The sequence below is a fragment of the Leifsonia poae genome (assembly GCF_027921845.1).
GTDB lineage: Bacteria > Actinomycetota > Actinomycetes > Actinomycetales > Microbacteriaceae > Leifsonia > Leifsonia poae.
Window position 1 is genome coordinate 630,100 of the sequence record NZ_BSEN01000006.1, and the last position, 22,779, is coordinate 652,878.

Genomic DNA, 22,779 nt, shown 5'->3' on the forward strand with positions numbered 1-22,779 from the left:
CGGATGGGGACGGCTAGACGGCTAGTCGGCTACGCCGACGTACTCGGCGGCCTCGTCCGCGGTCTGCTCGCCCGAGGCGAGGTTCGCGCGCAGAGCGGCGCCGAGCGTGGCGTCGACCTTGGTCCAGTAGCCGATCGCGCGCTCGCGGATCTCGTCGCTCTTCACGCCGCCGACCGCGCCGGTGATCGTCTCGAGGAAGCGCTCCTTGGCGGCGTCGTCGAACACCTCGCGGTAGAGCGTGCCGGCCTGACCGAAGTCGTCGTCCGCCGGGTGCAGGGTCGCGGCCGAGCGCAGCAGCTCGCCGTCCGACTCCCAGCTCCCGGCTCCGGCGCGGGCCTCGTCGGCGACGGGACCGCCGGTCGAGTTGGGCGCGTACACCGGCGTGCTCGCCGGGGAGAAGCCGTGGCGGGTCGAGCCGTCCTGCGAGTAGTTGTGCACCGGGGCGACCGGAGCGTTCACCGGCAGCTCGTTGTAGTTGGTGCCGACGCGGTAGCGCTGAGCATCCGGATACGAGAACACACGCGCCATCAGCATCTTGTCGGGGCTGATGTCGATGCCCGGCACAGTGTTGGCCGGCGAGAACGCCGCCTGCTCGATCTGCGCGAAGAAGTTCTCCGGGTTGCGGTTGAGCGTGTGCACGCCGAGCTCGATCAGCGGGTAGTCCTCGTGCGGCCAGACCTTCGTGAGGTCGAACGGGTTGAAGCGGTAGGTCGCTGCCTCGTCGTACGGCATGACCTGCACCGACACCTTCCACGAGGGGAAGTCGCCGCGTTCGATGGCCTCGTACAGGTCGCGGCGGTAGTAGTCCGCATCCGCGCCGGCGATGGCCTCCGCCTCGGCACCCTCCATCTGCTCGTTGCCCTGCAGCGCGTGGAAGTGGTACTTCACCCAGAAGCGGGCGCCCTCGGCATTGATCCACTGGTAGGTGTGCGAGCCGTAGCCCGGCATGTGACGCCACGAACGCGGGATGCCGCGGTCGCCCATCAGGTACGTCACCTGGTGCGCCGACTCCGGCGACAGCGTCCAGAAGTCCCACTGCATGTCCGCGTCGCGCAGTCCGGAGCCCGGCAGGCGCTTCTGCGAGTGGATGAAGTCGGGGAACTTGATGCCGTCACGGATGAAGAACACCGGGGTGTTGTTGCCGACGATGTCGTAGTTGCCCTCGCTGGTGTAGAACTTCACCGAGAAGCCGCGCACATCGCGCCAGGTGTCGGGCGAGCCCTGCTCGCCGGCGACCGACGAGAACCGCTGCACCGTCTCGGTCACGGTGCCCGGCTGGAACACCGCGGCCCGCGTGAACCGCGACACGTCACCCGTCACCGTGAACTCGCCGAAAGCACCGCCGCCCTTCGCGTGGACGATCCGCTCCGGGATGCGCTCACGGTTGAACTGGGCGAGCTTCTCCACGAGGTACCGGTCGTGCAGCGCGACCGCGCCGTCCGCTCCTGCGCTCAGCGAGTGCGCGTCGCTGGCGACCGGGGTACCGGTCTGGGTGGTCGTGTAGTTCTCCGACATTGATCTCCTTATAGCTCGGCGTGCTGCGATTCCCCCGCAGCGCGCTGTTGGCAGGACGGGCACAGTCCCCAGAAGGTCACCTCTGCGGTGGTCACCGCGAATCCGGATGCGTCGGACGGCGTGAGGCACGGAGCGTGCCCCACGACGCAGTCGACGTCGGCCACCGCACCGCAGGAACTGCAGACGATGTGGTGGTGGTTGTCGCCGATGCGCCGCTCGTAGAGCGCAGCCGAGCCGGCCGGCTCGATGCGCCGCACGAGGCCGGCCGTCGTCAGGTCGCCGAGGACGTTGTAGACGCTCTGCAGCGACGTGCCCGGCAACTCGGCGATGACCGCCCGGAAGACCGTGTCGGCATCCGTGTGCGGCCGGTCGTCGAGGGCTGCAAGCACCGCGAGACGACCGGAGGTGACGCGCAGCCCCGCCGAGCGGAGGCCGCTCTCGAGCTGTGCCGTGTCCATTCCTCGAGCCTAGCGACTTATTTTGAACGACTCAAAAGAAGGTGCATGCCGGGCGTGGCATACGCGCGTCGCCCACCCTCGCCCAGTGCGAGCCGCACCCGAACTGGGGTGCCCGCATGACCGGATTAAACCGTCCGGCCGGATTGCGGAGGCACAGCCGACCCATAGAATCCTGGCCATGTTCGTTCTCATCTCGGCCGTGACGTTCCTCGCGTTCATCATCGCCCTCATCGACATCATCACGCGCGACGAGTGGCAGGTGCGGCACCTCCCGAAGATGGTGTGGATCATCATCGTGATCCTGCTGCCCCTCGTCGGCAGCATCATCTGGTTCGCGGTCGGCCGCGAGTACGGCACCCAGAACGGCGGCGGCGTCTCGTTCGCTCCGCGTCGCGCCGCGGCAGCTCCTGCGCCGCAGCAGCACCATCAGCGCGCGCTGACGACGGAGGAGCAGCTGGCCGAACTCGACCGAGAGATCGAGTTCTACGAGAAGAAGGCGCGGCTGCAGAAGATCCAGCAGCAACTCGGCGAGGACGATTCGCGCGCGCTTCCGGAAGGGTCCGCCGACACGACGCGCGATCCGTCGTAAGCGGCTGCGGCCGAAGAGCCGCCGAGCCGCCTACTTCGTCGCGATGCCGCCGAGCATCCCCGAGATGAACCGCTTCTGCAGGATGAAGTACAGGATCACGATCGGCAGCGCCACGATGATCCCCGCCGCGGCGAGCAGCGAGTAGTCGGTGAGGTGCTCGCCCTGGAAGAACGCGAGTCCCAGCGGCGCCGTGCGTTTGTCCTCCGAGGTGATGAGCACCAGGGGGATGAGGAACTCGTTCCAGGTCCACATCGCCACGAGCACGCACATCGTCATGATCGGTGCGAGCGACGGGGGGACGATGACCTGCCAGAGCATCCGGAAGTCGCGGGCGCCGTCGAGCCGGGCCGCCTCGATGATCTGGCCGGGGAAGGTGCGGAACTGGTTGCGCATCCAGAAGATGCCGAACGCCAGCGATTGCGCGGTCTGCGGCAGGATCAGCGCCGCATAGGTGTCGGAGAGCCCGACGCTGCGCAGGTTGAAGTAGAGCGGGATGATGAACGCCTCGGCCGGCAGCATCAGCCCGGCCAGCATCAGGAAGAAGATCACGTTCGACCCGAAGAAGTCGAGGCGTGCGAACGCGAATCCCGCGAGCACGGAGAGCACGGCGGTCAGCACGACCACCGACACCGTGACCAGGATGCTCGAGCCCATGTACGACGCGAAGTGCCCCTGGTTCCAGGCGGCCCCGAAGTTGCCGAGGTCGATTGTCGTCGGCACCGTGAACGCGCCGCTGTTCTGCGACGGCGGGGTCACCGCGGAGAACAGCACACCGATCAGGGGGATGATCGCGAACAGCGCGAACAGCGACAGGATGACGTAGTTGACGCTCTTCTCGAGCCGGGAGATTCTCATTCGGCGTCCTTCGGCTGCAGACGGCTGATCAGGGCGGTGACGATCATGATCACCACGGTGAGGGCGATGGCCACCGCGGCGGCCGAGCCGACCTGGCCCGTGTTGAACGCCCGGTTGTACGCCTCGAAGGCGGGCACCGTGGTCGACGTTCCCGGTCCGCCTTTCGTGGTGATGTAGACGAGGTCGAAGGTCTTGAGCGCGGAGACGATCGTGAGCGTCAGTGCCACGGCGATCTGGCCGCGCAGCGATGGCAGCGTGATCGCGAAGAATTCGCGGCGCGCCGAGGCCCCGTCGATCCTGGCCGCCTCGAACAGCACCGGCTCGATGTTGCCGACACCCGAGAGGAACAGCACGAGGCAGAGCCCGATATTGAGCCAGGTGCCGACGAACCCGATGGCGACCAGCGCCGTCGAGTAGTCGCCCAGCCACACGCGGGCGAGGTCGCCCAGGCCGATCGCCCGCAGCACCTGGTTGATCAGTCCGTCGGTGGAGTAGATGGAGACCCAGATCGTGGCGACGACCACGGAGGCGATCACCTGGGGCAGGAACAGTGCCGTACGGAAGAACGACATTCCGCGCATCGTGTTGGCCCGCGAGATCAGTGCCGTGAGGAACAGTGCGATGGCCACCGGGATGACCGAGTAGAAGATCATCAGCACGAGGGCGTGGGCGAACGCGTTACGCAGCTCCTCGTCCTGCACGACCGACAGGTAGTTGGCGAAACCCGCCCAGGTCGCGGCCGACAGGCCGTCCCAGTCGTAGAAGGAGTACTGGAAGGTCTGGACGAACGGCACGCCCAGGAAGATCGCGAACACCACGAAGGCGGGGAGCACGTACAGGTACGCGACCTTGCTGCGGCGTCGGCGGCGCGTCGCCCGAGGGGCGCGGCGGGTGGCCGTGCCCCTCGGGGTCTGCGCGGTGGTGGTCTCGGTCACGGTCAGCCGCGGCTCGACTGGAACTTCGTGTAGTCGTCCTGCAGTGTCTTCGTGAACTGCTCGGGCGTCGCCTTGCCGGCCACGAGGTCCTGCATCGCGGCGGTCAGGGTGTCGTAGAACGTCGACGTCGTGTAGTCGAGGTAGGGCACGATGCCGTTGCCCGACGAGATCGTCTTGTAGTGGCTGGTGATGTCGCCGGCCAGGGTGCCGTCGGCCGGCTTGTCGTCGTCCGGCACCACGGTGGGCAGGTTGCCCGTCTTCACCAGGGTCTCGGATGCGCTGCGGTCGGTGATGAAGTTCACGTAGGCGGCAGCGGCATCCGGGTGCTTGGTCTTCGACGTGAGCGCCCAGGCGAGTCCTTCACCGCCGGTGGTGACCGGCGTGCTCGCGCCTTCGGGCTTCAGAGCGGTGAAGCCGACTCCCGTCTTGCCGAGCGACGACTCCTCGAGCGACGCCTGGTACCAGGTGCCGGTGATGAGGAAGGCGGAGCCTCCCTTGCCGAAAGTGGCGACCGCGGCATCCCGCGAGACGCCGTTGGCACCGGGCGTCAGGTAGCCCTTGGTCTGCCAGTCCTGGATCGTCTTGGCGGCCTGCACGTTGACCGGGTCGGTCCACGCGCCGCTGGTCGAGGTGACCAGATCGTTCACCGTCTTCTGGCCGGCGAGCGCTCCCTGCACCACGCCGTACAGGTGGATGCCGGGGCTCTTCTCCACGTCGCCGTAGCTGAGCGGCAGGATGCCCTTCGCCTTCGCCTTGGCCATGTCGTCCGAGAGCTCGGTGAGGCTGGTGGGCGCTTCCACGCCCAGCTTCGAGAGGATCTCGCGGTTGTAGTAGACGCCGACCAGCTCACCGGTCTGCGAGACGCCGTAGAGCTTGTCGCCCTGCCAGGTCTTGCCGTCGGAGGAGAACGAGTTGAGCTTCAGCAGGCTCGACGGGTAGTAGTCGTTCCAGCCGTAGAGGCCGGCGTAGTCGTTGATCGGCCGCAGCAGGCCCGCCTTCACGAAGGCGCCCATGTCGGGGTAGCCCTGGTTCGCCTGCACGACGTCGGGCGGGTTCGAACCGGAGAGGGCGAGCTTGAGCGTGGTCTTGAGGTCGGTGAACGACCGCGAGACGCGCTTGATGGTGACGTTGGGGTACTTCTTCTCGAACGCCGTGTTCAGCTGCTGCTGCGCGGTGTCGATGCCGCCGTCGGTGTTCTGGTCCCAGACGGTGAGCGTGATCTTGTCGGAGCCCACGTTCTTCGACACCGGCCCGAGGCTCTGGCTGGCCGACGAGCCGCTGCCGGAGCCCGGTGCACAGGCGGCGAGGCCGAGCGCGAGCGCGGCGGCGACTCCCACGAGAAGCGGGATCTTCCTGGTGTTCTTCATCGTTGTTCCTTTTCGTGTGCGGTCGTGCTGTGCGGTCGGTGGTCGGGGGAGTCGAGGAGGAACGACCAGTCGCCGTCCGGATGCCTGTCGGCGACGTACGAGCGCAGACCGGCCATCGTAGGCGCGCTGGCTGCACCGCCGAACCCCGTGACCGAGATGGACGCGGCGAGTCCGGCGAAGCGGAGGCGCGACTCGAGCGTCCAGCCGTGGCCGGCGGACGCCATGAAGGTGGCGACGAACACGTCGCCGGCCCCTGTCGGGTCGACGGCCGTGACGGAGACGGTCGGCACCTCGACGACGCAGCCCGCGGCGGAGTCGACGGCGACGACCCCGTGCGGTCCGCGGGTGACGACGGCGAGCGGGACGCGCTCGGCGAGCACCTTGGCGGCGGTCACCGCGTCGTCGGTGCGGGTGTAGCGCATCGCCTCCACGTCGTTCGGCACGAAGACGTCGACCTCGGCCAGCCGCGTGAGCAGATCCGCCGACCATTCGCCCGTCGAGTCCCAGCCGACGCCACCCACGACCGTCGTTCCGGCGGCGCGCAGCCGGCCGACCCAGGCGGGCAGCTCGTGGGCGATGCCGACGTGGGTGGCGCCGATGGGGCCGACGCCCTCCGGCAGCTGCAGGTGGCCGAGGTCTTCCTGGTACGTGATGAAGCTGCGGTCGTGCGCGCCGGTGAGCGAAACGCTGACGGGGCTCTGGTGACCGGGGACGCTCTCCAGCAGTCGCGTGTCGAGGTCGGGCTCCGCGTCGAGCATGGCGTGGATGTGCGAGCCGATCGGGTCGTCGCCGAGGCGCGAGAGGAGCATGGTGCGCGCTCCGACCCTGGCGGCGGCGACGGCCCGGTTGGCGACGCCGCCCGGAGTCACTGCGAAGCCGTCGGCGTAGACCTCGGCTCCGACCTCGGGCATCGGCACCCCGGAGAACACGAGGTCGCAGAACACCTCACCCGCGAAAAGCAGGTCGGCGCCGTCGGTGGTGCTCACGGCGTGCTGTTCTGTCGGCACAGGGACTCCTCGTCGTTGCGGATCCGCGGGCGGCTGCTCAGGTTTGCTCATCTTCCGCGGGTCAGCGTGATGTCGTAGCCCAGCCTGGGTAGCCGATGTTTCGTCCACGTTACCCATATGACGCAGTTTTGTTAAGTCTGCGCGACTGTGAGAATTCTCTGACGGAGTTTGCTCAACTCTGCTCATTTCCCGCTAGGCTGACGAGCATGATCCTGAGAGACCGGCAGAACCGCATCATCAGCGCGCTCCGCGCCGACGGTGCTGCCTCGGTCAGGGAACTCGCTGTCGCTCTCGACGTGAGCGAGTCGACCATCCGGCGCGATCTCGAGATCCTCGACCGCAACGGCGAGCTCACCCGCACCTACGGCGGCGCGATGCTCAAACCGGGCACGACCGTCGAGGAGCACGGCGGCCAGGCCTGGGAGGGCGAGTTCGACGGCACCGCCGATGTCCACCTGAAGACCGCGATCGCCGACGCCGCGGCCGAGATGGTCGTGGACGGCAGCGTGATCATCCTCGACATCGGCACGACGACGCCCCTGCTCGCCCGCCGGCTGCGTGGTCGCGACATCACCGTCATCACCTCCAACCTCGCCGTATTCGACGAACTGCGCGACGACGAGGCGGTGCGCGTCGTGCTGCTCGGCGGCGTGGTGCGCCGCAACTACCGCAGCCTCGTCGGATCGCTCGCCGAACTCGCGCTCAGCCAGATCAGCGCCGACGTGGTCTTCCTGAGCTGCACGGGCGTGCGCGCCAACGGGCACGTCGTCGACAACATGGCCGTCGAGGCCCCCATCAAGCAGTCGATGATCGCGGCGTCCGACAAGGTCGTGCTGCTCGCCAGCGAAGCCAAGTTCCCCGGCACCGGCGCCCTGCGCCTGTGCTCCCTCACCGATGTCGACGTGCTGGTCACCACCTCCGGCGCGCCGGAAGAGACGATCGCACTATGCCGCAATGCCGGCGGAGAGGTCACAGTCGTATGAAGCTCTGCATTCTCGGAGGCGGCGGATTCCGCACCCCGTACGTGTACCAGGCCCTGCTGCGCGACACCGGTTCGCCGCGTGTCGAGGAGGTGGCGCTCTACGACGTGGACGAGGTGAGGCTCCACGCGATGGTCGCGATCCTGCGCGAACTCGCCGCCGACTTCCCGGATGCTCCAGTGCTGAAGCCGACGACCAGCCTCCACGAGGCGGTCGAGGGCAGCGACTACGTGTTCGCCGCGCTCCGGGTCGGCGGGCTCGAGGGTCGCCGTTGCGACGAGCACGTCGCCCTCGACCTGAACGTGCTGGGCCAGGAGACCACCGGTCCCGGCGGCCTCGCGTACGCCATCCGCACCGTGCCGGTCATGGTGGAGGCGGCTCGCGCCATCCGGGATCTCGCACCGAACGCGTACGTGATGAACTTCACGAACCCGGCCGGCATCATCACCGAGGCCATGCAGTCGGTGCTCGGCGACCGCGTGCTCGGCATCTGCGACACCCCGTCCGGCCTCGGCCGTCGCGTCGCGGGCCTGATGGGGCTCGACCACACCCGCGTGCAGATGGACTACGTGGGGCTCAACCACCTGGGCTGGATGCGCCGCGTCATGTACGACGGCCGCGACCTGCTGCCGGAACTGCTCGCGGACGACGAGAAGCTGGGCCTGATGGAGGAGGGGCACGTCTTCGGCCTCGACTGGATCCGCTCGCTCGGCAGCATCCCCAACGAGTACCTGTACTACTACTACTTCAACCGGGATGCGGTGCGCACCATCATCGACTCGGGCGCGACCCGCGGCGACTTCCTCGCACGTTCGCAGACGGACTTCTACGCGCGCGCCGCGGCCGCCGGCGACGGCGTGGCCGAGCTCTGGCGCCAGACGGTCGAGCGCCGCAGCGCCAGCTACATGGCCGAGGCGAAGGGCGGCACGCAGGACGAGCCGACCCACACCCGCGAACGCGAGGCGGACCCGGCCCACCAGGGCTACGCCGGCGTCGCGCTCGGTGTGATGGCCGCGATCAGCCGCAACGAGCCCCAGACGATGATCCTCAACGTGCGCAACCAGGGCACGATCAAGGGGCTGCCCGACGACGCCGTCGTCGAGGTTCCGACGATGGTCGACGCGAACGGTGTCCACCCCCTCTCGACGTCGCAGCCAGACCTCCACCAGCTCGGTCTGATGTCGCAGGTGAAGGACGTCGAGCGGCACACCATCGCGGCGGCGCTCACCGGCTCGAAGGACGAGGCGCTCAAGGCGTTCGCCCTGCACCCGCTGGTCGACAGCGTGACGGTCGCCCGCGGGTTGCTGGCCGGGTACATCGAGCGCATCCCCGAGGTCGCGGCGGTGCTCACGCGCTGAGCGCCGAGCGCCGAGCGCAGCGCGCCCACCGGCGGTACCCTGGTGTGCGTGACCGAATCGCGACTCTCCGCAATGCCCTTCGCGCGGATCTACCCGCTCTACGTCACAAAAGTGGAGCGCAAGGGCAAGAGCCAGGACGACCTCGACCGGGTCGTCACCTGGCTCACCGGCTACACGAAGCAGGGTCTGGACGACGTCATCGCCGACGGCTCCGACCTCGCGACGTTCTTCGCGGAGGCCCCGGCGATGAACCCCCACGTGTCGCTCATCACGGGAGTGATCTGCGGCGTCCGCGTGGAGGAGATCGAGGATCCGCTGATGCAGAAGATCCGCTACATGGACAAGCTGGTCGACGAGCTGGCGCGTGGCAAGAAGATGGAGTCCATCCTGCGAGGCTCGACCGCCTGAGACTCAGTGCGACCGCCTGAGACTCAGTGCGACGGGCGCCGCGCCTCGTTCGCCTCGCGCACCACGGCCCACGCATCGGCGACCGGTCCCAGGTGGCCGAGCTTGTCCGGGTTGATCACGGTCCGGATGGTCTGGATGCGGCCGTCGACGACATCGAGGGTCCAGGTGTTCACGACCTCGTTGTTGCGGTCGCGGAAGATCGCGCCCGGCTGGCCGTTCAGGCTGTGCGGTTCGAGTGTTCCGCCGATCTGGAAGAACAGCGGCATCATCGAGGCCAGCACACGCGAGACCTTGTCCGCGCCGGACACGGCCCTCGCCCACTGAGGTGCCTTGCCTCCGCCGTCGCCGAGCATCTGCACGTCGGCGGCCAGCAGGTCGGTGAGCCCCTCGACCTGGCCGTCGCGGATGGCCTCCAGGAACCGCGACGCGAGCTCGTCCCGCGCACGCCGGTCCGCCTCGAACCGGGGGCGTCCCTCATCCATGTGGCGTCGTGCGCGCACCGCGAGCTGGCGGCACGCGGCCTCCGAACGTCCGACGGCCGACGCGATCTCGGGGAAGTCGAACGCGAACACCTCGCGCAGCACGAAGACGGCCCGCTCCAGTGGGGTGAGCTGCTCGAGCAGCAGCAACGCCGCCATCGATACCGAGTCGGCAAGTTCGGCTGCACGCTCGGGATCCTCGTACGGATCGGACGCCAGCGGCTCGGGGAACCAGGTGCCGACGTACTCCTCGCGCCGTACCCTGGCCGACCGGAGCACGTCGATCGAGACGCGGGTCACGATCGCCGACAGATACGCCTTGGCCGAGGTGGGTGTGGTCGCCGCGCCCGAGTAGCGCAGCCAGGTCTCCTGCACGGCGTCCTCGGCCTCGCTCACCGTCCCGAGGAGCCGGTAGGCGATCGAGAAGAGCAGCGGTCGCAGGTCCTCGAACTCCTCGAGCCGCGTCATGCGAGGCCCTTCGCGAAGCCATCGCGCCACGACGGGTAGTGCAGTCGCCAGCCGAGGTCGCGTTTCGCCTTCGTGTTGGAGAACGCGCGACCCTCGGTCATCATGATGACCGCGGCCTCGCCGGCGAGCATCCCGGCCAGCCAGACGGGCACCCGCATGGGCGGCTTCCCCCCGGCACTCGCCGCGAGGAACGGCAGCCAGTCGTTGGCGGCGGCCGGTTCGTCGTCGACGATGTTGAAGACGCCCGTTGCACGCTGCTCGACGGCCAGCACCGTAGCCCCGGCCGCGTCATCCAGATGAAGCCAGGAGCTGTGCCCCTCGCCGTTGCCGACGAGCGGGTACTGCCGCTTGCGAACCATTTCGACCTGATCGTCGGTCGCGCCGGGGCCGTAAAGTGACCCGTACCGGAGTGCCGCGCCGCCCGCTCTGAGCACCGCGTCCTCCAGGTGCCGGATGGCCGCCGACTGCGCGTGCATGATCGTCCCCTCTCCCGGGTCGAGGGGCTCGTCCTCGGTCTTCACCCAGCCCCCCGACCGCATCCCGTTCCAGCTACCGTAGCTCTGCGCGACGACGTGGTCCACGCCGGTTGCCTCTGCCGCGGCGAGCAGGTGGTCCGTCCCCTCGGTGCGCAGCCGGTTGGTGAGCGCGAACCAGCGGTCGATGTGTTTGAGGTCGGGCTTTCCGGCGTGATCGACGCCGATCGCCGTCATCTGGTGCACGATGACATCCGGATGCGCGGCGGCGACCGCCTCGCCGACCGAGGCGCCATCCAGCCCGTCCATGACGACCGCCTCCGCGCCGAGGCGCCGCAGCAGCTCCAGCTTCGCCGGGCTGGTCGTGGTCGCCGTCACCTGATGGCCGCGGGCCACCAGCTGCGGCACCAGCCGTCGCCCCACCACTCCTGCGCCTCCTGCCACGAACACGCGCATCTGCTCCACCTCTCCGTTCTCGTCGAATCCTCCATTCCCCTAGACGACACAGCCCGCCCGCCTGTGACACCCCCGCCCACTCGCCGGCGGCGGGCGCGGCGGCAGGACGAGAATGACGAGAATGTCGAGAGATGTCGAATGGCACGGCCGCCGTTCGACGTGCAGACGTACGGCACCACCGACGCGCCCGACAGGGCCGATCCGAAGGGACCACCCATGAAGTACATGATGTTCGTCGTCACCGACCCCACGCCCGACAGCCCCAGCGACGAGTCGGATGTCGACCTGTGGGTCGACGAGCTCGACGCCAGCGGCAAACGCGTGATCGGCGAGGTGCTCGAGAAGCCGGCCAACTCGAAGGTCGTGCGCGTGCGCGACGGCAAGCGCTACGTCACCGACGGCCCGTTCACCGAGACCAAGGAGTGGATCTGCGGGTTCGACATCCTCGAGTGCGACAGCATGGACGAGGCGATCGAGATCGCGTCGCGGCACCCGATGGCGCGCAACGGTCAGCTCGAACTGCGGCCGTTCATGGTGTGGGAATGACGGCTCGCCACTCGTCGGCGACCGCCTCGAGCCCGGCCGCGCGGAAGGCGAGGATCGCCGCGCCCGTGCGTCCGGCATCCCCGCCGAGTTCGCTGCGGACCACGCGGGGCCGCTCGCGCCAGGCCAGCCCCGCGGACATCCGGGCCGTGAGCGGGATCATCAGCGCATCGCCGGCGCGGGAGAATCCTCCGCCGAGCACGATCACCTCGGGGTCGAGCAGCAGGGTCAGGATGTTGAGGCCCTGAGCGAGCACGTCGACCGCCCGCGTCCAGACGCGGTCGGCGACGGCGTCGGAGCCGAGACGCGCGACGATCTCGCGCGAACTCAGGGCGGGCCCGCCCGCTGCGGCGTAGCGTCGGGCGAGGCCGGCGCCGGAGACGTAGACCTCGAGGCATCCGCGTTGACCGCAGGTGCACTGCTCGCCGTCGATGACGACAGGGATGTGCCCGAATTCTCCGGCCGCGCCGGTGGCGCCCGTGACGGTGCCGCCCGCGGTCACGAGGGCGGCGGCCACGCCGGTGCCGATCGGCACGAGGACGAAGTCGCCGGTTCCGCGGGCCGCGCCGATCAGCCGCTCGGCAACGCCTGCCGCGCGCACGTCGTGGCCGAGCGCGACCGGCACGTCGAGCGCGTCGCGCAGGGCATCCCGCAGCGGCACATCCCGCCAGTCCAGGTTCGACGCGTAGCGCACGATCCCGCGCTCCTCGTCGATCATCCCCGGGGTCGCGACGCCGGCGCCGACGACGCGGCAGCCCAGGCCGGATGCGCTCTCGCCCAGGTCGCGGAACAGCGAGATCAGGGCCCCGACGACCTCGGATGCCGGGGTCGGTCTGGTGAGCTCGACCAGCGTCTCCCCGCGGTCCGACACGACAGCGCCCTTCATCGCCGTGCCGCCAAGGTCGACCGCGAGCACCGCGGTGCCGGCTCCCCGCTCGTGCGTCAGCAGCAGGCTCCGCGCGCCCTCCGCCCCGCTCATGCAGCCGCTCCTTCTCCGCCGTCGCCGAGTTCGCGTCCGTCGCCGAGTTCGCGTCCGTCGCCGCGCCCGAGAGCATCCAGCAGCTCGCGCACGATCGCCTCCGACGTCGCGATGCGCACGCCCGAGTCGTAGACCGAGGCCGCCGTGCCCACAGCACGCGACGCGCTCGGGATCGCCGTCGCCGCACGCAGGTGCACCTCGGCGACGCCCGTACGGCGCACGACCTCGGCCGCATTCGCCGCGCGCACCCCGCCGCCGGCGAGGATCGCGATGCGGCCGTCCGCACGCGCGACGAGTGCGGCCAGCGTCTCTGCGCCCTCCAGCGCCGAGGCCGCTCCGCCCGAGGTCAGCACGCGCGCGACGCCGAGCGCGATCAGCTCGTCGAGGGAGGCGTCGAGGTCCGGCGTCTGGTCGAACGCCTTGTGGAAGGTGACGGACGAGTCGCCGGCCGCGTCGAGCATCCGGCGCGTGGCATCCGTGTCGATCGTGCCGTCGGGGCGCAGCGCGCCGACCACGAAGGCGAGGGGTACGTGCGAGGGGTTCGGCAGCTGCCGCATCGCCCGGATGTCGTCGACCATGGCGTCGACCTCCGCCGCGCTGTACACGAAGTCGCCCGCTCGCTGCCGGATGAGCACGTTGATCCCGATCGAGCGGGCCGAACGCAACGCCGTCGCGACCGTGCCGATGCTGGGGGTGATGCCGCCGTCGCCGAGCGACGCGCAGAGCTCGACGCGGTCGGCACCGGCGCGCTCGGCCGCCGGTACGCCGTCGAGGTCGTCGAGGCAGATCTCGACGAGGGTCACGCGACGCGCTCCAGTGCCGTCGCCAGGTCGTGGCCGACCTCGATCGAACCGACAGGGACGCCGCCGCCGAGCACGGGCAGGTCGGTGAGCGCGGTCGCGCCCGACACATTCGTTCCGAGCGCCTCGAGCACGCGCAGAGAGAGCAGGGTCGTCGCGCGCGGGCTGCCGTCGACGATCTTCATCGACACCGCGGTGCCGTCCGCCGCCGCGACACCGATGACGCCCTCGGCGCCGCCCTTCGCAAGGGCTCCCGGCACGGTCTCCATCAGCGTCGAGTTCTGGTGACCGGAACCGCCGACAAAGAACGGATGCTCGCGCATGGCGGCGGCGACCAGGCCGGCGGGCGAGTCGGCGTCCGCCTGAACGAGCGCACGGAAGGCCTGCGCGACACCGCGAACGGTCGTGCCGAACAGCGGGGCGCCGCAGCCGTCGATCGCGTCGTGGCCGACCGGCACTCCGGTGAGCTCTGCCATCGTCGAGCGCACGTGCTGCTGCAACGGATGCGCGGTCTCGAGATAGTCGTGCGTCGACCAGCCGTTGACCGCGCAGGCGAGCAGCATCGCCGCATGCTTGCCCGAGCAGTTCATCCGGATGCGGGCACGCGGCTCGCCCGCGCGCACCAGGCGTTCGAAGGTCCCCTCGTCTTCCGGGCGGTCGACGGGACAGCCCAGCGCCGATTCGTCGAGCCCGGCACGTTCGAGGATCGCGCGGACGACGCGCACGTGCTCGTCCTCTCCGGTGTGACTTCCGGCGGCGATCGCGAGTTCCGGCCCGGCGAGGGGAGCGCCGGCGGTCAGGCAGGCGAGTGCCTGCAGGGGCTTCACCGTCGAGCGCGGCAGCACCACGGCATCCGGCAGACCCAGCTCGAGCAGGGGAGCGCCCGAGGGGCCGACGGCCACCAGGGAGCCGAAGTGACGGCTCTCGATCAGCCCGGAACGGGTCACGACCGCGAGCTCGGCGAGCGCGGCGACCGTGGGATCGATGGGATCGGCGAGGCCGGTGGAGTCAGACATTCGCGGCTTTCGTGTGATCGGCCGCCGGCAGTGCCGGCAGGTTCGGAAGCGGGGAGGTGCGCCGGCGCGAGCCGCGCTGCAGCCGCGACGCCAGGGCGGAGAGACTGCCGTTGACCACCAGGTAGATGAAGGTCACGGCGATGTAGGTCGGGATCAGCAGGTGCAGGTAGGAGGCGAGCACCTGGCCGCGGTAGAGGAGCTCGGTGAAGGCGACGATGTAGCCGAGCGAGGTGTCCTTCAGCAGGCTGACCAGCTGGGTGACGAGCGACGGGGCGACGTTGCGCAGAGCCTGGGGCAGCACCACGAAGCGCGTCGCCTGCCACGACCGCAGGCCGAGGCTCAGGGCCGCCTCGCGCTGGCCGCGCGGCAGGCTGGCGACGCCGGCGCGCACGATCTCGGCGAAGACCGCCGAGTTGGCGATCGTCAGGGGCACGACCAGCTTCCACAGCGTCGGCAGGTTGATGCCGATCTGCGGGAGCCCGAAGAGCATCAGGTAGATCATCAGCAGCACCGGCACGGTGCGCGCGATCTCGATGTACGCGGAGCAGAGCCAGCGCAGCCAGCGTTGGTTGCTCATCCGGCCGAGGGCGAGCAGCACGCCGAAGAGGCCGCCGAGCACCGCCACGATCGCGGCCGCCTCGAGCGTTCCGAGCAGTCCGACCAGCAGGTACTGCCAGATCGCCCACTCGGTGAACGGCGCCCAGCGCTCCGGAGCGAACTGGCCGTGCGACGCGAACTGCCAGAGCCCGAGGCCGATCACGATCGCGAAGACGGCGCAGCTCACGATCGAGCCGAGCAGGATGTTGCGCTTGCCGCGCGGACCCGGCTGGTCGTAGATGAAGGAGGCGGCATAGGAGCGCTTGCCGGTACGCGAGGAGCGGGCGCGCGAGGAACGACGTGCGCGATCCGGTCGGCCTGGCGTCTGGTTCGGCCGGTCGGGGATGAGCTGGGCGGTCATCGGACGATCGCCACCTTTCGTTCGACCCAGCCGGCGCTGAGCCCGATGACGAGCGCGATGGCCATGTAGATGAGTCCGGCTCCGGAGAAGATGAGGATGGGCTGCGCGGCGACGAGGTTGATCTTGTTCACGGTCGCGGTGAGTTCGACGACGCCGACCGCCGCGGCGAGGGCCGTGTTCATCGCGAGCGCGATCATCACGTTGCCGATCGGCTGCACCACGGCGCGCAGCGCCTGCGGGATGACGACGTAGCGCAGCGACTGGCCGAGCGTCAGGCCGAGTGCGCGCGACGCCTCGACCTGCCCGACGCCGACGGTGTTCACACCGCTGCGCACGGCCTCGGCGACATAGGCCGCCTCGTACACGGTGAGCACGATGATCGCCGTGGGCGTGAGGGGCAGCAGGATGCCGGCATCCGGCAGGGCGAACACGGCGAGCAGCAGCAGCGCGAGCAACGGCACATTGATGAAGAACTGCACGTAGGCGAACGCGGCCGCGCGCAGGATCGGGATCGGGCTGACGCGCGCGACGGTCACGAGCACACCGAGCACGATCGACCCGACGCCGGCGATGACGGCCATCATCAGCGTTGTGCCGAGCGCCTGGGCGATCAGCCCGAGGTTGTCGATCAGGGGGTTCATGATTCGCTCACCGGGTTCGAAGGGTCGAGGTGGGAAGTGGGGATGCGGCGGAGGATGTGTGGGCACTCCGCCGCATCCCGGCCGGTCAGGAGCCCGGGACCGAGCCGATCGCCGGCGGGGTCGGGACCGCGGAGTCGGTCACGGTGCCGAGCGTGGTCTTCCACGCCTTGCCCCACTGGCCGCCCTCCTGGATCGTCTTCAGCCAGTTGTTGACGAAGGACTTGAAGTCCGCGTCGCCGTGCTTGAGGCCGATGCCGTACGGCTCCTTGGTGAACGGGTTGCCGACGACCTTGATCTGCTTCTCGCTGGCCGCGTCGCTGGCGAGCAGCGTGTAGTCCTGCACGTAGGCGTCGCCGCGGCCCTGAATCAGCGCCTGCACGGCCGCCGGGTCGGTGCCGAACGCGGTGACCTTGGCCGTCGGAGCGACCTTGGGCACCTCGGTGACGGCCGGGGTGTTGGCGCCGACGATGACGTTCTTGCCGTCGATGTCCTTGACGCTCTTGATGCTGGTGTTGTCGCTCTTCACGGCGACCGCCAGGCCGGACTCGAAGTACGGTCCGGCGAAGTCGACCTGCTTCGCGCGCTCCTCGGTGATCGTGTAGGTGTTGAACACGACGTCGACGGTGCCGTTCTGCAGCATCGCCTCACGGGTCTCGGATGCCGGCGGCACGATCTCCACGTTGGGCTTGCCCAGGATGTAGATCGCGAGCAGCTTGGCGAGATCGGCGTCGAACCCGTTCACCTGGTCGGGGTTGGTCGGGTCCTGCTGCGACAGCAGCGGGGCGTCGAGGGCCTCGGCGACGACGAGCTTGCCGCGCTTCTTGATGGCCTCCATCGTGGAGCCCGAGAGGATGAGGTCCGACTTCGCGACGGGCGCGTCGGCGAACACCGAGTCGGCGCTCGACGAGCTGGCGCTGGAGCCGCTGCCGGGGAGGCTGGTGGTGCTGGAGCAAGCCGAGACGGAGAGCGTCACGGCCGCCAGCATGAAGCCGGCGACTGCCGCCTTCCTGCGGGTGCTGCGGGGGGTGCGGGTCATGTGGTGCGTCCTTTCCTTACCTTCGGTGAGGATCGCCGGGGCGATCGGGTTGGTGCAGGGCGGTACCTTCCGTTCGCTAGTGCGAGAGGACGGAAGCCAGGAACGAGCGCGCGCGCTCGGAGTTCGGGTTGTCGAAGAAGTCGGCCGGGGTCGCCTGCTCCACGATCTGCCCGTGGTCCATGAAGACCACGCGGTCGGCGGCGCGGCGGGCGAAGCCCATCTCGTGCGTGACGACGATCATCGTCATGCCCTCCTTGGCGAGCGAGGTCATGACCTCGAGCACTTCTCCGACCATCTCGGGGTCGAGCGCGGAGGTGGGCTCGTCGAACAGCATCACTTTGGGCTGCATCGCAAGCGCCCGGGCGATCGCAGCCCGCTGCTGCTGGCCGCCGGAGAGCTGGGCCGGGTGGCTGTTCGCCTTATCGGCGATCCCCACGCGCTCGAGCAGGGTCATCGCCTCGGCTTCGGCGGCGGCCTTCTTGAGACCGCGCACCTTGATGGGAGCGAGCGTGATGTTGTCGAGGATCGTGCGGTGGGCGAAGAGGTTGAACGACTGGAAGACCATTCCGACGTCGGCGCGGAGCTTGGCCAGCGCGGCACCCTCGACGGGAAGGAGCTCGCCGTCGACCCGGATCTCGCCCTCGTCGATGGTCTCGAGGCGGTTGATGGAGCGGCACAGCGTCGACTTGCCGGAACCGGACGGGCCGACGACCACCACGACCTCCTGGGGCGCCACCTCCAGCTCGATGTCTTTGAGCACGTGCAGTTCGCCGAAGTGCTTGTTGACCGCGTGCAGGCTCACCATCGGCCGTGCATCCGTTGCTGTCATCGGGGTTCCTCGCGTCATCGTCGTTCGGGTTTTCGAAAGCGTACTAAGTGATCCAGGTATTACGCAATATCGGAATTACTTAATCCGAAATCGAACGAAGTGTGTACAGTAGTCTCTACCCAAACGACAGAGGAGTGCGCCGCCGCCATGAACAGCACGACGGATGCCCTGCTGGGCCACGGCTCGTCAGCCGGTGCGATCCTCGATCTCATCCGTTCCGGGCATGCGCGTTCGCGAGCGGATATCGCGCGTTCGACCGGTCTGTCGCCCTCCACCGTCGCTCAGCGCATCGACGGCCTCATCGAGGCCGGCTACGTGAGGGAGGCGGGCGAAGGCGTCTCCCAGGGCGGCCGCCGGCCGCGGACGCTCGAGATCGACCCCTCCACCGGTGTCGTCTGCGTCGTCGACCTCGGTTCGCATCACGCCACCTTCGGCCTGCTCGACCTCGGCGGCCGTCTGCTCGCCGTGCGCAACGAGAACATGGACGTCGGCGACGGACCCCGCCGCATCCTGACCTGGATCATGGGCGTCGCCGACGAGCTCGTCGCCGAGCACGGCGAGCCCGGTCAGCGCCTGCGCGGCTTCGGCATCGGCCTGCCCGGTCCCGTCGACTCGACCACCGGGTTGATGGTCTCGCCGTCGCGGATGCCCGGCTGGAACGGTGTCGACGTCGCCGCCATGATGACCTCGCTCAGCGGCCTGCCGACGGCCACCGACAACGACGCCAACCTGATGGCGCTCGGCGAGCACGTGAGCCTGAACGACGACGTTCAGCATTTCGTCTTCGTCAAAGCGGGCTCGAGCATCGGCTGCGGTGTGATCGCCTCCGGCGGCCTCTATCACGGCCATCACGGGATGGCGGGCGACATCAGCCACGTGACCGTGCCGGGCGCGCCGCCGGTGCTCTGCTCCTGCGGTCGCACCGGATGCCTCGACGCCGTCGCCGGGGGAGCGGCGATCGTGCAGGCGCTGCGGGGCGCCGGAGTCGACGTGGCCGACACCAGCGAGGTGCTGGCGCTCGCCAGGGATGCGCATCCGCTGGCCACCCAGATGCTGCGCGAGGCGGGCACCCGGGTGGGCGGCGTGCTGGCGACCATCATGAACTTCTTCAACCCGCAGCGGCTCGTGCTCGGCGGCATCCTGGGGGAGGCCGAGGCGTTCGTCGCCGGGGTGCGATCCACGATCTACTTCGAGTGCCTGCCGATGGTGACCGACAGCCTGGACATCGCGGTGAGCATCGCCAAGGATCGCGCCGGCGTGCTGGGCGCGGGACGGCTCGTGCTCGACAAACTGTTCGACGCCGCCGAGGTCAGCCGCCGGGTGCGCTGATGGGGGATCCGCTGCCGAGTCCGCACGGCGTCGCCATCGTCGGTGCCGGCCGGATGGGCGACGCGCACGCTACGGCGTGGGCGGCTCTGGGGGTGCCCATCCGGGCCGTCGTCTCACCCCGCCGTCGTCCCGCGCTGGCCGCAGCGCCGGATGCCCGCTGGGCCACCACGCTCGACGATGTGCTCGCCGACCCGCGCGTGACGATCGTCTCGATCTGCACCCCGACTCCGTCGCACGCGTCGCTCGCCATCCGGGCCCTGGAGGCCGGCCGCCACGTGCTGCTCGAGAAGCCGATCGCCCTCACGGTGCCGGATGCGCGCGCGGTGGCGGATGCGGCGGAACGCGCGGCGGGCATCCTGATGGTGGCGCACGTGGTGCGGTTCTTCCGTGGGTACGCCGAACTCGCCGAGCGGGTGGCCGCCGGATCGGTCGGCGAGGTCCGTGCGGTGCGGGCGACGAGGCTGTCGGCTGCACCGACGTGGGCGTCGTGGCTCGAGGACGACGAGCAGTCGGGCGGGATGGTGGTCGACTTCGCCATCCATGACTTCGACCAGGCGAACCTGCTGCTCGGCGCGCCGGTGGCGGTCCGGAGCATCCGGGTCGGTGCGGCGGCCGGAGCGGGAGAGTCTGCCTTCGGCGAGCCCGTGGCCACGACGATCGAATACGCCGGAGGCGGCGTCGCGCAGGTGCTCAGCGCGGCCGACCTGCCGGAGGGGTTCGCGTTCGGCAGCACGCTCGACGTCGTCGGGTCGGACGGTGTCGATGCGGTGGTCGGCGACGGGGGAGACCCGTTCGTCGAGCAGGCGCGCTACTTCCTGCGCTGCGTGGAGACGGGGTCTGAGCCTTTTCGTTCCCCGGTTACCGGTGCGGTCGATGCCCTCCGCGTCGCTCTCGCGGCCCGGCGCTCGCTGCGTTCGGGCGACCGCGAGACGGTTGCCGGCGCCTGAGGCGGGTGGTCAGGGTCGGTACTCGTCCTTCGGCGGCAGGTACATCGACTGGGCCTCTGGGTCGGCGCTGCCCCCATCCCTTGCCGTCACCATACTCAGCTCGGCACGGATGCGCGACGGTCGCGTCGGAGGCGCCGCGCGGTCGAAGGGTCGTCAGGTCGTCGTCAGGTGGTCGTCATTCGCCGAGTTCGGCTGCGAGACGGTCCGCTATGTCGTTGAGCGCGTGAGCGACGACGGCGGCCTCGGCGGCCGGAAGGGCGTCCATCGCGTCGACAAGTGAGCGGTGGAAGGTCTCGTAGGCCCCGGTGATCTTCGTGGCGGCGTCCTGCGTCGGAACGAGCACCCAGGCGCGTCGATCCGTGGGGTGGGGCGCGCGCTCGAGCTGGTTCAGTTCGACGAGATGGTCGACGATCTTGGTCACTGATGCGCTCGAGAGCCCGAGCATCACGATCAGGTCCTTCGGTCCGAGTTCGCGCCCCTCCCGCTGCGCTTGCAGCAGATACCGGATGGCGTGGAATTCGTGATTGCTGAGGCCCGTCGATCGCCGGACCCGCTCGATGCCGATCTCCCCGATGCGGTTCAGCCGCAGGAGCGCGTCGATGGGTGCTTTGGCGGACTCATTGACCGGCCCCTGGCTGTACAGGTGCTCTTGCTCGCGGCGCACGACATTCAGCGGCATCTTCTATCGGACTCCCTTGCTACTTACGACGGCTCTCCGGGCCGTCGCGTGCTCGTCGGGGCTAGGGTAACCCGATCGAGCCCGGCGCTGCACATGTGCATCGCGCCTCTCACGGCAGATCGCTGAGCTTGGTGAAGAGGAGACGCCCGAGATGGCGTTCGAGGTGGAGCTGAGCCGCCACGAGGTCGCCGAAATCGCCGAGATACTGGGCGAACGTGTCGCGCACATAGAAGTGGTCGCCGTTGCGGTCGATCGTCCCGCCGAAGTAGCCGTTGTAGGAGGCGACCCAGAAGTCCGTGTCGGCGAGGCGCCAGGCCACCTCGAGTTCTTCGGGGGCGGCCTGCGTGGTGGCGGTCCGGCTGGTGGTGGCGGTCCGGCTGGTGGTGGAGTGGTCGAGGAGCGTCATGCGAGCGACCCCGACATCGCGAGGAGACCGGCGGTCGTGATGACGCACACACCGCAGGCGACGCCGGCGGTGCGCACCAGGATGCGCTCGCGCGCCGCTTCACGGACCTCACTGAACGGGCTGGCGGCAGCGCCCACCGCTCGAACGAACATACTCATCTGACGGCCCCAATCTGTCGGACAAACTCTCTTACACCCAAACTTTCTCACAAAGTAAGAGAATCACGAAGTAAGAAAGTCACCCCTTGACAGAGTCGTCGAACGCGGTAGTGGCAGCCCCGGCCATCCGGCGGATGCGCGGCGCGGGCACAGTCCGCGCTCAGCCGCGGGCGGGATGATTCTGTGAAGACGTACAGATTGCGACCCGCGCATCCGTCGCCTCTCGATCGGAGTGGACCATGGGATTCCTCGACCGCCTGCTCGGCCGTGAAGAGCCGCAGCACAACGCTCCAGCACAGAACGCTCCCGCGAGGGGCCAGCAGGGAGCGCAGCGCACCGACGACGAGATCGCGGTGGAGCGCTACCGCTACCTCCTGCGCACGGCTCCGCCGGAGACCATCGAGCAGGTGCACGAAGAAGCGTTCGCGAAGCTGACCCCGGAGCAGCGCCGGCTGCTCTTCACCCAGCTCAGCGAGAACGCGCCGGCCGGTGACCAGCCGCGGGGCGACGACCCGCGCTCGCTTGCGCAGGCGGCGACCCGGTCGGAGCTGCGCCAGCCGGGAACGCTCGAGCGTTCGCTCGGCGGTGGTCGCGGCATGGCCGGCGGGGCCGGCGGCATGGGCTTCGGCGGGATGTTCGCCACGTCGCTGCTCGGAAGTGTTGCCGGCTACGTGATCGGCTCCGCGATCGTGAGCTCGTTCCTGCCCGACCCGCAGGCGTACGCGGGCGGCGACGGTTCCGGCGACGGTTCCGGCGACAACGGGGGAGACGCCGGCTCCGGCGACACGGGCGGCGACGCCGGCTCGGCCGACGCCGGATCGGGCGCCGACGCGTCCGCCGCCGGCTGGGACGGCGGCTCCGGCGACAGCGGCTGGGGCGGCGGCGACTTCGGTGGCGGGGGAGACTTCGGCGGCGGAGGCGACTTCGGCGGCTTCTGACCGCCGGCGCCCTCACCGGCTCGGGACGTCAGCCCCGACGCGCTCCGCGCTCCTCGACTCCTCGACGTCAATACCCGCTCGAACATTTGGGTGAAAAGTCGACTCTGGCGCGCTCAGAGTCGACTTTTGCCCCAAAACGCGGGGGCCGCGAGGCTTTACTTGCGCAAGTTTT

General features: G+C 69.3%; 26 protein-coding genes. 8 read left to right on the forward strand and 18 right to left on the reverse strand.

Going from position 1 to position 22,779, the window contains the following annotated elements; translation table 11 throughout:
• Positions 1-21 precede the first annotated feature (21 nt).
• The gene (locus tag PKE84_RS10020) at positions 22-1,515 is read right to left on the reverse strand and encodes a catalase (protein WP_271177080.1); all 1,494 of its coding nucleotides are present in this window, start codon (positions 1,513-1,515) and stop codon (positions 22-24) included.
• An 8-nt stretch (positions 1,516-1,523) separates the two neighbouring features.
• On the reverse strand, positions 1,524-1,973 hold the full coding sequence (locus tag PKE84_RS10025) for a Fur family transcriptional regulator (protein ID WP_271177081.1): 450 nt from the start codon (positions 1,971-1,973) through the stop codon (positions 1,524-1,526).
• A gap of 178 nt (positions 1,974-2,151) precedes the next feature.
• Between PKE84_RS10025 and PKE84_RS10030 the strand changes: the two genes are divergently transcribed.
• Positions 2,152-2,562 (forward strand): PLD nuclease N-terminal domain-containing protein, encoded by a 411-nt coding sequence (locus PKE84_RS10030; protein ID WP_271177082.1) that lies wholly within the window; start codon positions 2,152-2,154, stop codon positions 2,560-2,562.
• A 30-nt stretch (positions 2,563-2,592) separates the two neighbouring features.
• Here PKE84_RS10030 and PKE84_RS10035 read toward each other — a convergent pair whose 3' ends face one another.
• Genes PKE84_RS10035 through PKE84_RS10050 form a run of 4 tightly spaced genes read right to left on the reverse strand, consistent with a single transcriptional unit; the run spans position 2,593 to position 6,726 of the window.
• A complete protein-coding gene (locus PKE84_RS10035) occupies positions 2,593-3,417 on the reverse strand; it encodes a carbohydrate ABC transporter permease (protein WP_271177083.1) in 825 nt (274 codons plus the stop codon).
• Positions 3,414-4,352: a carbohydrate ABC transporter permease gene (locus PKE84_RS10040; protein ID WP_271177084.1), complete on the reverse strand. Its 939-nt coding sequence runs from the start codon at positions 4,350-4,352 to the stop codon at positions 3,414-3,416. Before PKE84_RS10040 ends, PKE84_RS10035 begins: the two co-directional genes overlap by 4 nt.
• A 2-nt stretch (positions 4,353-4,354) precedes the next feature.
• Positions 4,355-5,719: an extracellular solute-binding protein gene (locus tag PKE84_RS10045; protein ID WP_271177085.1), complete on the reverse strand. Its 1,365-nt coding sequence runs from the start codon at positions 5,717-5,719 to the stop codon at positions 4,355-4,357.
• Complete coding sequence (locus tag PKE84_RS10050; protein ID WP_271177086.1) at positions 5,716-6,726, reverse strand: carbohydrate kinase family protein; 1,011 nt, start codon at positions 6,724-6,726, stop codon at positions 5,716-5,718. The genes PKE84_RS10045 and PKE84_RS10050 overlap by 4 nt, the downstream gene beginning before the upstream one ends.
• Before the next feature lie 206 nt (positions 6,727-6,932).
• Here PKE84_RS10050 and PKE84_RS10055 point away from each other — a divergent pair, with 206 nt between their 5' ends.
• The 3 genes from PKE84_RS10055 to PKE84_RS10065 all read left to right on the forward strand — a co-directional run bounded on the left by PKE84_RS10055 (position 6,933) and on the right by PKE84_RS10065 (position 9,472).
• Positions 6,933-7,709: a DeoR/GlpR family DNA-binding transcription regulator gene (locus tag PKE84_RS10055; protein WP_271177087.1), complete on the forward strand. Its 777-nt coding sequence runs from the start codon at positions 6,933-6,935 to the stop codon at positions 7,707-7,709.
• On the forward strand, positions 7,706-9,064 hold the full coding sequence (locus tag PKE84_RS10060; protein ID WP_271177088.1) for a 6-phospho-beta-glucosidase: 1,359 nt from the start codon (positions 7,706-7,708) through the stop codon (positions 9,062-9,064). Before PKE84_RS10055 ends, PKE84_RS10060 begins: the two co-directional genes overlap by 4 nt.
• A 72-nt stretch (positions 9,065-9,136) precedes the next feature.
• Complete coding sequence (locus tag PKE84_RS10065) at positions 9,137-9,472, forward strand: DUF2200 domain-containing protein (protein WP_271177147.1); 336 nt, start codon at positions 9,137-9,139, stop codon at positions 9,470-9,472.
• A gap of 23 nt (positions 9,473-9,495) precedes the next feature.
• On the opposite strand, the gene PKE84_RS10070 is transcribed toward PKE84_RS10065, so the two are convergent.
• Positions 9,496-10,419: an RNA polymerase sigma-70 factor gene (locus tag PKE84_RS10070; protein WP_271177089.1), complete on the reverse strand. Its 924-nt coding sequence runs from the start codon at positions 10,417-10,419 to the stop codon at positions 9,496-9,498.
• Complete coding sequence (locus PKE84_RS10075) at positions 10,416-11,348, reverse strand: NAD-dependent epimerase/dehydratase family protein (protein WP_271177148.1); 933 nt, start codon at positions 11,346-11,348, stop codon at positions 10,416-10,418. The genes PKE84_RS10070 and PKE84_RS10075 overlap by 4 nt, the downstream gene beginning before the upstream one ends.
• A 138-nt stretch (positions 11,349-11,486) precedes the next feature.
• Between PKE84_RS10075 and PKE84_RS10080 the strand changes: the two genes are divergently transcribed.
• Positions 11,487-11,894, forward strand: a complete 408-nt coding sequence (locus PKE84_RS10080; RefSeq protein ID WP_271177090.1) for a YciI family protein — start codon at positions 11,487-11,489, stop codon at positions 11,892-11,894.
• Here the strand turns inward: PKE84_RS10080 and PKE84_RS10085 are convergent.
• The 7 genes from PKE84_RS10085 to PKE84_RS10115 form a co-directional block, all read right to left on the reverse strand.
• Positions 11,878-12,870 (reverse strand): ROK family protein, encoded by a 993-nt coding sequence (locus tag PKE84_RS10085; RefSeq protein WP_271177091.1) that lies wholly within the window; start codon positions 12,868-12,870, stop codon positions 11,878-11,880. The two genes, PKE84_RS10080 and PKE84_RS10085, sit on opposite strands and share 17 nt — an antisense overlap.
• Entirely contained in the window at positions 12,867-13,673 is an 807-nt protein-coding gene (locus PKE84_RS10090) for a copper homeostasis protein CutC (RefSeq protein ID WP_271177092.1), read from the reverse strand. The genes PKE84_RS10085 and PKE84_RS10090 overlap by 4 nt, the downstream gene beginning before the upstream one ends.
• Positions 13,670-14,686 (reverse strand): asparaginase, encoded by a 1,017-nt coding sequence (locus PKE84_RS10095; RefSeq protein ID WP_271177093.1) that lies wholly within the window; start codon positions 14,684-14,686, stop codon positions 13,670-13,672. The genes PKE84_RS10090 and PKE84_RS10095 overlap by 4 nt, the downstream gene beginning before the upstream one ends.
• Positions 14,679-15,644, reverse strand: coding sequence for an amino acid ABC transporter permease (locus PKE84_RS10100; RefSeq protein WP_271177094.1), 966 nt, complete (start codon positions 15,642-15,644; stop codon positions 14,679-14,681). Before PKE84_RS10100 ends, PKE84_RS10095 begins: the two co-directional genes overlap by 8 nt.
• The gene (locus PKE84_RS10105; protein ID WP_271177095.1) at positions 15,641-16,285 is read right to left on the reverse strand and encodes an amino acid ABC transporter permease; all 645 of its coding nucleotides are present in this window, start codon (positions 16,283-16,285) and stop codon (positions 15,641-15,643) included. Before PKE84_RS10105 ends, PKE84_RS10100 begins: the two co-directional genes overlap by 4 nt.
• 85 nt (positions 16,286-16,370) lie before the next feature.
• Entirely contained in the window at positions 16,371-17,321 is a 951-nt protein-coding gene (locus tag PKE84_RS10110; RefSeq protein ID WP_271177096.1) for a glutamate ABC transporter substrate-binding protein, read from the reverse strand.
• Between the two features lie 76 nt (positions 17,322-17,397).
• Positions 17,398-18,150, reverse strand: coding sequence for an amino acid ABC transporter ATP-binding protein (locus tag PKE84_RS10115; RefSeq protein ID WP_271177097.1), 753 nt, complete (start codon positions 18,148-18,150; stop codon positions 17,398-17,400).
• A 147-nt stretch (positions 18,151-18,297) separates the two neighbouring features.
• Here PKE84_RS10115 and PKE84_RS10120 point away from each other — a divergent pair, with 147 nt between their 5' ends.
• Together PKE84_RS10120 and PKE84_RS10125 are read left to right on the forward strand one after the other, a co-directional pair.
• Entirely contained in the window at positions 18,298-19,479 is a 1,182-nt protein-coding gene (locus tag PKE84_RS10120; RefSeq protein WP_271177098.1) for an ROK family transcriptional regulator, read from the forward strand.
• The gene (locus tag PKE84_RS10125; protein ID WP_271177099.1) at positions 19,479-20,426 is read left to right on the forward strand and encodes a Gfo/Idh/MocA family protein; all 948 of its coding nucleotides are present in this window, start codon (positions 19,479-19,481) and stop codon (positions 20,424-20,426) included. Before PKE84_RS10120 ends, PKE84_RS10125 begins: the two co-directional genes overlap by 1 nt.
• 175 nt (positions 20,427-20,601) lie before the next feature.
• Here PKE84_RS10125 and PKE84_RS10130 read toward each other — a convergent pair whose 3' ends face one another.
• From PKE84_RS10130 to PKE84_RS10140, 3 genes are all read right to left on the reverse strand, one after another.
• Positions 20,602-21,105 (reverse strand): MarR family winged helix-turn-helix transcriptional regulator, encoded by a 504-nt coding sequence (locus PKE84_RS10130; protein ID WP_271177100.1) that lies wholly within the window; start codon positions 21,103-21,105, stop codon positions 20,602-20,604.
• Between the two features lie 109 nt (positions 21,106-21,214).
• Positions 21,215-21,511 (reverse strand): hypothetical protein, encoded by a 297-nt coding sequence (locus tag PKE84_RS10135; RefSeq protein WP_271177101.1) that lies wholly within the window; start codon positions 21,509-21,511, stop codon positions 21,215-21,217.
• Positions 21,508-21,669, reverse strand: a complete 162-nt coding sequence (locus tag PKE84_RS10140; protein ID WP_271177102.1) for a hypothetical protein — start codon at positions 21,667-21,669, stop codon at positions 21,508-21,510. The genes PKE84_RS10135 and PKE84_RS10140 overlap by 4 nt, the downstream gene beginning before the upstream one ends.
• 239 nt (positions 21,670-21,908) lie before the next feature.
• On the opposite strand from PKE84_RS10140, the gene PKE84_RS10145 reads away from it, so the two are divergent.
• The gene (locus tag PKE84_RS10145) at positions 21,909-22,607 is read left to right on the forward strand and encodes a hypothetical protein (RefSeq protein WP_271177103.1); all 699 of its coding nucleotides are present in this window, start codon (positions 21,909-21,911) and stop codon (positions 22,605-22,607) included.
• Positions 22,608-22,779 lie beyond the last annotated feature (172 nt).

Excerpts from the sequence above, each read along its gene's own strand:
- PKE84_RS10125 (WP_271177099.1), top strand. The coding sequence starts at position 19,479 with ATGGGGGATCCGCTGCCGAGTCCGCACGGCGTCGCCATCGTCGGTGCC.
- PKE84_RS10055 (WP_271177087.1), top strand. The coding sequence starts at position 6,933 with ATGATCCTGAGAGACCGGCAGAACCGCATCATCAGCGCGCTCCGCGCC.
- PKE84_RS10140 (WP_271177102.1), bottom strand. The coding sequence starts at position 21,669 with ATGAGTATGTTCGTTCGAGCGGTGGGCGCTGCCGCCAGCCCGTTCAGT.
- PKE84_RS10110 (WP_271177096.1), bottom strand. The coding sequence starts at position 17,321 with ATGACCCGCACCCCCCGCAGCACCCGCAGGAAGGCGGCAGTCGCCGGC.
- PKE84_RS10080 (WP_271177090.1), top strand. The coding sequence starts at position 11,487 with ATGGCACGGCCGCCGTTCGACGTGCAGACGTACGGCACCACCGACGCG.
- PKE84_RS10065 (WP_271177147.1), top strand. The coding sequence starts at position 9,137 with ATGCCCTTCGCGCGGATCTACCCGCTCTACGTCACAAAAGTGGAGCGC.
- PKE84_RS10045 (WP_271177085.1), bottom strand. The coding sequence starts at position 5,719 with ATGAAGAACACCAGGAAGATCCCGCTTCTCGTGGGAGTCGCCGCCGCG.
- PKE84_RS10035 (WP_271177083.1), bottom strand. The coding sequence starts at position 3,417 with ATGAGAATCTCCCGGCTCGAGAAGAGCGTCAACTACGTCATCCTGTCG.
- PKE84_RS10020 (WP_271177080.1), bottom strand. The coding sequence starts at position 1,515 with ATGTCGGAGAACTACACGACCACCCAGACCGGTACCCCGGTCGCCAGC.
- PKE84_RS10030 (WP_271177082.1), top strand. The coding sequence starts at position 2,152 with ATGTTCGTTCTCATCTCGGCCGTGACGTTCCTCGCGTTCATCATCGCC.
- PKE84_RS10075 (WP_271177148.1), bottom strand. The coding sequence starts at position 11,348 with ATGCGCGTGTTCGTGGCAGGAGGCGCAGGAGTGGTGGGGCGACGGCTG.
- PKE84_RS10120 (WP_271177098.1), top strand. The coding sequence starts at position 18,298 with ATGAACAGCACGACGGATGCCCTGCTGGGCCACGGCTCGTCAGCCGGT.
- PKE84_RS10100 (WP_271177094.1), bottom strand. The coding sequence starts at position 15,644 with ATGACCGCCCAGCTCATCCCCGACCGGCCGAACCAGACGCCAGGCCGA.
- PKE84_RS10085 (WP_271177091.1), bottom strand. The coding sequence starts at position 12,870 with ATGAGCGGGGCGGAGGGCGCGCGGAGCCTGCTGCTGACGCACGAGCGG.
- PKE84_RS10115 (WP_271177097.1), bottom strand. The coding sequence starts at position 18,150 with ATGACAGCAACGGATGCACGGCCGATGGTGAGCCTGCACGCGGTCAAC.
- PKE84_RS10135 (WP_271177101.1), bottom strand. The coding sequence starts at position 21,511 with ATGACGCTCCTCGACCACTCCACCACCAGCCGGACCGCCACCACCAGC.
- PKE84_RS10070 (WP_271177089.1), bottom strand. The coding sequence starts at position 10,419 with ATGACGCGGCTCGAGGAGTTCGAGGACCTGCGACCGCTGCTCTTCTCG.
- PKE84_RS10145 (WP_271177103.1), top strand. The coding sequence starts at position 21,909 with ATGGGATTCCTCGACCGCCTGCTCGGCCGTGAAGAGCCGCAGCACAAC.
- PKE84_RS10095 (WP_271177093.1), bottom strand. The coding sequence starts at position 14,686 with ATGTCTGACTCCACCGGCCTCGCCGATCCCATCGATCCCACGGTCGCC.
- PKE84_RS10130 (WP_271177100.1), bottom strand. The coding sequence starts at position 21,105 with ATGCCGCTGAATGTCGTGCGCCGCGAGCAAGAGCACCTGTACAGCCAG.
- PKE84_RS10060 (WP_271177088.1), top strand. The coding sequence starts at position 7,706 with ATGAAGCTCTGCATTCTCGGAGGCGGCGGATTCCGCACCCCGTACGTG.
- PKE84_RS10025 (WP_271177081.1), bottom strand. The coding sequence starts at position 1,973 with ATGGACACGGCACAGCTCGAGAGCGGCCTCCGCTCGGCGGGGCTGCGC.
- PKE84_RS10105 (WP_271177095.1), bottom strand. The coding sequence starts at position 16,285 with ATGAACCCCCTGATCGACAACCTCGGGCTGATCGCCCAGGCGCTCGGC.